Source organism: Fulvivirga aurantia, assembly GCF_009711475.1.
Classification (GTDB): domain Bacteria; phylum Bacteroidota; class Bacteroidia; order Cytophagales; family Cyclobacteriaceae; genus Fulvivirga; species Fulvivirga aurantia.
Genome location: NZ_SMMD01000684.1, coordinates 1 through 5626 on the forward strand (window position 1 = coordinate 1; position 5626 = coordinate 5626).

The following is a 5626-nucleotide window of genomic DNA, read 5'->3' on the forward strand; positions in this document are numbered from 1 at the left end:
CTGGGTAATCTTTACCCTATGAATTTTTGATTTTAAAACCTCGATTTGCATTACAGCTCCTTACTAAAAATTATGTTATCTATTAATCTAACTTCACCTACAAATGCGGCTACGCATATCGCAACATTTTTAGGTTCAGAAATGTTCGTTATCACTTTTAAACTATTGGCGTCTACCACTTCAAAATATTCTAATTTCACACTCGGCTCACTAAAAAGTTGAGATACTTCTGATTTACAATCACCAACAGATTTTCCGGTTAGCAGAAGATCTCTGGCTTTAAGCAGCGCCTGATGCAAAACTACTGCTTTATCTCTTTCTTTCTCAGAAAGCCTTTTATTCCGTGAGGAGCGTGCAAGCCCATCATCTTCTCTTACAATTTCTACACAGCGCAGTTTTATCTGAAAAGAAAGATCCTCGACCAGTTGTTTTATTATTAGAAACTGTTGGAGGTCTTTTTGACCAAAATAAGCCTGATCTGGCTCAACAATATGAAAAAGTTTAGAAACTATAGTGGCTACACCATTGAAATGTCCGGGACGAAAGGCTCCTTCTAACCTGTTTGCCAAACTACCGAAATCGATAGTGATGGCTGTTTTTTCCGGATAAATAATATTGTCAGAGGGTGCAAAGACAGCGTCACAACCTTTGTTTTTCAATAGTTGTAAGTCTTTTTCCAGCTCTCTGGGGTAATTTTTAAGATCAGAGGCATTATTAAATTGAGTCGGGTTTACATACACCGAACAAATTGTAAAGTCATTTTCTTCTAAAGAGTTTTTGACCAAAGCCATATGCCCCTCATGAAGTGCGCCCATGGTGGGTACAAACCCAATAGTTTTGTGTGCAGCCCTGATCGTTTTAAGGTGCTCTCTAAGAGGAAAAATCTCCTTAAATACCTCCATTCTAATAGTTTAAAGGGTCGCAAAACTAAGTTTTTCGACAAACAATATCTTGAATACCGTTAAAAATTTCGTAATTTTGTGGTCTTATTTTACGCAAACAAATCCCTATAAATATATGTCAAAGCTTCGAATTCTTTATGTAGCCAGTGAGATCAATCCTTTTTTACAAACTTCTGAAGTTGCAGAGTTTGTGAGAAATTTGCCACAGGCTATGCAGGAGAAAGGAATGGAAATCAGGATATTGGTTCCTAGATTTGGATTGATTAATGAGAGAAAGAATAGATTACATGAAGTGGTAAGGCTTTCAGGAATAAACATTTCTGTGGGTGATGAGGAGAAGCCGTTAATTATTAAGGTAGCATCTATACCAAATGCTAAGCTTCAGGTTTACTTTATCGACAATGAAGATTATTTTCACAGAAAGTCAGTCTTCCATGATAAGGAAAATAATTTTTACGATGACAATGACGAGCGTGCAATATTTTTCTGCAAGGGCGTTATAGAAACTGTAAAAAAATTAGGATGGGCACCTGATGTGGTACATTGTAATGATTGGATGACCAGCCTTATTCCATTGTATTTGAAAACAACATATAAGAACGATCCGTTATTTAAGGATGCTAAAACTGTTTTCACTGTTTACAACAACGGTTTCCAGCACAAATTTGGCAATGACCTTATTGACAAAGTTAAAATGATGGATATTGATGACAGCATGTTATCTAACCTTGAAACCGCGGATTACTACGGTTTCATTAAATTAGGCATGGAGTTTTCAGATGTTGTAATCAAAGCAGAAGAAGATAAGTCACTAAATGGCTTATTGGATGATAAAAAAGTTGAAACAATAGAACAAGACGAAAATTTCACAGACTCTTACTACAATTTATATAATGAACTTGCGGGCTAGAATTTTAGGGCTGATTTCTTTATCAGCCCTTACACTTTTTTCGTGTGAAGAAGACATCAGCACAATAGGACTCCCCCCCGAAAATAATTTGGGGATTTTTTTTGCAGAGATTCCACTAGAAGACAAAGTATCTCAAGTGTGGGTCGATGGGGTCAATACCAGAGGCACGGGTTCCATTATGGTAGGTGCCTATCAAGATCCTGCTTTTGGACTAATCGAAGCAAAGAATTATTCTGAAATCAATGGCTCTTCAGTTACTTTCGAATCAGATGCTACTTTTGATTCTGTGGTTCTAAAACTAAGGTTATCATCTGTTTATGGTAATAATATTGAAGATACAGAGCACAGACTCTCTGTCTTTCAATTAGCAGATTCTATTCCAATAACTGAAAATGGAAACATTAGAAGCTTCACATCTTCAAGTTCAGAATCTGTAGCTGACCAAATAGGCACCTTCGCTTTTCAGGTATATCCTGACAGCTTAGGTCTGGAGTTCAGTGATTTCAATATTGATTTAAATGATAGTATCAACGACAGTGCAGACTCTGCATTCTATGAAAAAAACTTTGATTCTGAGGATAACTATATCTACAGTCATCAAACAAAATTAGATCAAGGATACGGGGCAGATTTATTTGCTCAACTAAAAACGAATCAATATGACTCAGCTGGTGAAATAGCTGCGCTTTTCAAAGGCATACATATACAGGCCTCTGAAGTTAATGGAGCCATTCTCAATTATTCCATAGGCTCAGAATCAGGTCTTTACTTTTATTATACTGAAGATACAACGCAGAAAACAGTAAGGTACCCGATCTCATCTTCAATATCTTATAATAACATCACTCCTAATCCAGAGTCTGGTTGGAGTGGGTCAAACTTTGATGATCTCAACCAATTATATGAGCCGTATGTAACTACGAACAATGAAGCATATTTGCAGTCTGGCACCAATTTACTGATGAAGATCGATATGGCTGATTTAAAGGAAGCCATGAGAGATACAGTGCCAACAGCAATTGTTCAAAGTGCTGAATTGGTTATGGAGACTATATCCGGTGATTTGGAAGAGCTCTCTTCACTAGGATTTTATCTTACTTCTAAAGATAGTTTGGCTAACGAAAAATACAGAGTAGCCAATGTACCAGATCTCTCTAACACTACCGTAACTACGACTTTTGATGATGATATAAGCGGGTATAAGGTGGAGGTACCTTTATTTATTGAAGCACTTACATCTCAAGATGAATTTGAATTTGACCAACTTATGATAAGCCCTATAAGTTCGACCCTCGGCTTGCCTCAAAACAGTGTAAGGCGATCGGTCATCGATAAAGGCAGTGTCAAGTTGCGTTTTTTTTACACTATCCCAGAAAAAAATTAAAACACTATGTGCGGAATTGTTGCATACTTAGGTCATAGAAAAGCACACGAAGTAGTTATAAAAGGACTAAAACGCCTCGAGTATAGAGGCTATGATAGTGCAGGTATTGCATTATTAAACAATGGTCTTAATATCTATAAGAAAAAAGGTAAGGTTTCTGATCTTGAAGCTACGCTGAAGGAAGAGGAACTTAATAGCCATATCGGTATTGGTCATACACGTTGGGCAACACATGGTGAGCCTAATGATGTGAATGCACACCCACATTATTCAGCCACTGAAAGTCTCGCCATTATACACAATGGTATAATAGAGAACTACAGTTCGCTAAAGCAGGAGCTGATTAATAAAGGCTATACTTTTAGAAGTGATACCGATTCAGAAGTTCTTATTCAGTTTATTGAAGATATCCAGATTAATAATGATTGTACTATTGATGAGGCAGTAAGGCTTGCTTTAACAAAGGTTGTAGGCGCTTACGCGATCGTGGTAATGTCTAAAAATGATCCTGATACCTTAATCGCTGCCAGAAAAGGTAGCCCTCTTGTAGTTGGTATCGGTAAGGACGAGTTTTTCCTGGCTTCAGATGCTACACCAATTGTTGAGTATACAAATGAAGTTGTCTATCTCAACGACTACGAAATAGCGATTATCAATAAAAACGAGCTACAGCTTAAAAACACTGAAGACATTCCGTCTACACCTTATATTCAAACACTTGACTTAGAGTTAGAAGCTATTGAAAAAGGTGGATATGAGCATTTCATGCTTAAAGAAATCTTTGAGCAGCCAAAGTCTATTATGGACTGCATGAGAGGTAGGCTCAATGCTAATAGTGGTCGTTTGGTTCTTGGTGGAATAAGAGAATATGCCAACAAGCTGATTAATGCTGATAGAATAATCATTGTAGCTTGTGGAACTTCATGGCACGCTGGCCTCGTGGCAGAATACTTTATAGAAGAATTTTGTAGGATACCTGTTGAAGTAGAGTACGCTTCAGAATTTAGGTATAGAAACCCTGTGATCAATGAGGGTGATGTGGTTATTGCCATATCCCAATCAGGAGAAACAGCGGATACATTAGCAGCCATGGAGCTCGCTAAGTCTAAAGGTGCCATTATATTTGGTGTTTGTAACGTGGTTGGTAGTTCAATTGCCAGAGCTTCTCATGAAGGTGCCTATACGCATGCTGGCCCTGAGATTGGAGTAGCAAGTACGAAGGCATTTACCGCTCAGCTTACTGTATTGAATATGATCGCTCTTAGAGTAGCTCATAAAAAAGGAACCATTACCGAAAGTAGATATAGAGAGCTTTTAGTTGAGCTTGAAACCATTCCTAGCAAAGTTGAGAAGGCCTTAAAGCTGGATGATCAGATTAAGGAAATATCTGAAGTGTTTAAAGATGCCAGAAACTTCTTATATCTGGGTAGAGGTTACAACTTCCCAGTAGCGCTTGAAGGTGCTTTGAAACTAAAGGAGATTTCCTATATACATGCAGAGGGCTATCCTGCTGCTGAAATGAAACACGGCCCTATCGCCTTGATTGATGAAGAGATGCCTGTAGTTTGTATTGCAACAAGAGACAGCTCTTACGACAAAATCGTATCTAACGTGCAGGAGGTGAAAGCTAGAAAAGGTAAAATCATCGCTGTAGTAACAGAAGGTGATGCCCTTATACCTCAAATGGCCGATTACGTAATCGAGGTACCTAAAACAGACGAGGCATTGATGCCTATGGTGTCTGTGATACCTCTACAATTACTTTCTTACCACATCGCTGTGATGAGAAATTGTAACGTGGATCAGCCAAGAAACCTGGCCAAATCTGTTACAGTAGAATAAAATTAAGATTGATTACTTAGATATGCCTTCTTTAAAAGAGGGCATATCTTATATCGCTCCTCTTTAGTGTCCTCGTATAGTGCTTCGAGCGTTTCATAAACATCTGAAATACCTATTTTTTCAGACCACTCGAAAGGACCATAAGGATAATTTGTCCCTAGTTTCATGCCCTGATCGATGTCCTCTTTAGAGGCCGTGCCCTCTTGTACTGTATAATAGGCCTCATTAATAATCATAAAAATTACACGTGGTGTAACCATACCTACACGATCATCAACCTGCAAAATTTCGGTATTAAGACTTTCAGCGATTTGTTCTAGCGATTTGTCATCAGGAGTTAAACTGGTCACTTCCAACTGAGGCCTGTTTACGAAAGTTTTAAGGCCATTAAATCCATACATATTGCCTGTTATTCCATAAAGGTAGTTAAGCTCTGAAAGAGTTAATTTTACAGTATTTAGAAAAACCGGTAAGTCTAAGCCCTGGTAGGCTTCAACGCTCTCGGGAGTATCCTCAACTTCAAAGTCGAAGATTACTTCAGCCTCATCTGCAAAATCTTCATCAGAATCAAGGAGCGTATAGTCATGC

Annotated in this window: 5 protein-coding genes; 3 read left to right on the forward strand and 2 right to left on the reverse strand. The window is 38.1% G+C overall.

Going from position 1 to position 5626, the window contains the following annotated elements:
- Positions 1-50: 50 nt before the first annotated feature.
- Positions 51-902, reverse strand: coding sequence for a pantoate--beta-alanine ligase (gene panC, locus E1176_RS07300; protein ID WP_155209949.1), 852 nt, complete (start codon positions 900-902; stop codon positions 51-53).
- Positions 903-1017: 115 nt separating this feature from the next.
- Here panC and E1176_RS07305 point away from each other — a divergent pair, with 115 nt between their 5' ends.
- The 3 genes from E1176_RS07305 to glmS all read left to right on the forward strand — a co-directional run bounded on the left by E1176_RS07305 (position 1018) and on the right by glmS (position 5038).
- On the forward strand, positions 1018-1812 hold the full coding sequence (locus E1176_RS07305) for a glycogen/starch synthase (RefSeq protein ID WP_155209950.1): 795 nt from the start codon (positions 1018-1020) through the stop codon (positions 1810-1812).
- A gap of 88 nt (positions 1813-1900) precedes the next feature.
- Positions 1901-3196, forward strand: a complete 1296-nt coding sequence (locus E1176_RS07310) for a DUF4270 family protein (protein WP_185152685.1) — start codon at positions 1901-1903, stop codon at positions 3194-3196.
- A 6-nt stretch (positions 3197-3202) separates the two neighbouring features.
- On the forward strand, positions 3203-5038 hold the full coding sequence (gene glmS, locus E1176_RS07315) for a glutamine--fructose-6-phosphate transaminase (isomerizing) (RefSeq protein ID WP_155209952.1): 1836 nt from the start codon (positions 3203-3205) through the stop codon (positions 5036-5038).
- Between the two features lie 2 nt (positions 5039-5040).
- Here the strand turns inward: glmS and E1176_RS07320 are convergent.
- Positions 5041-5626: 3-hydroxyacyl-CoA dehydrogenase family protein (locus E1176_RS07320; protein WP_155209953.1), on the reverse strand; the 586-nt coding region annotated here is incomplete at its 5' end.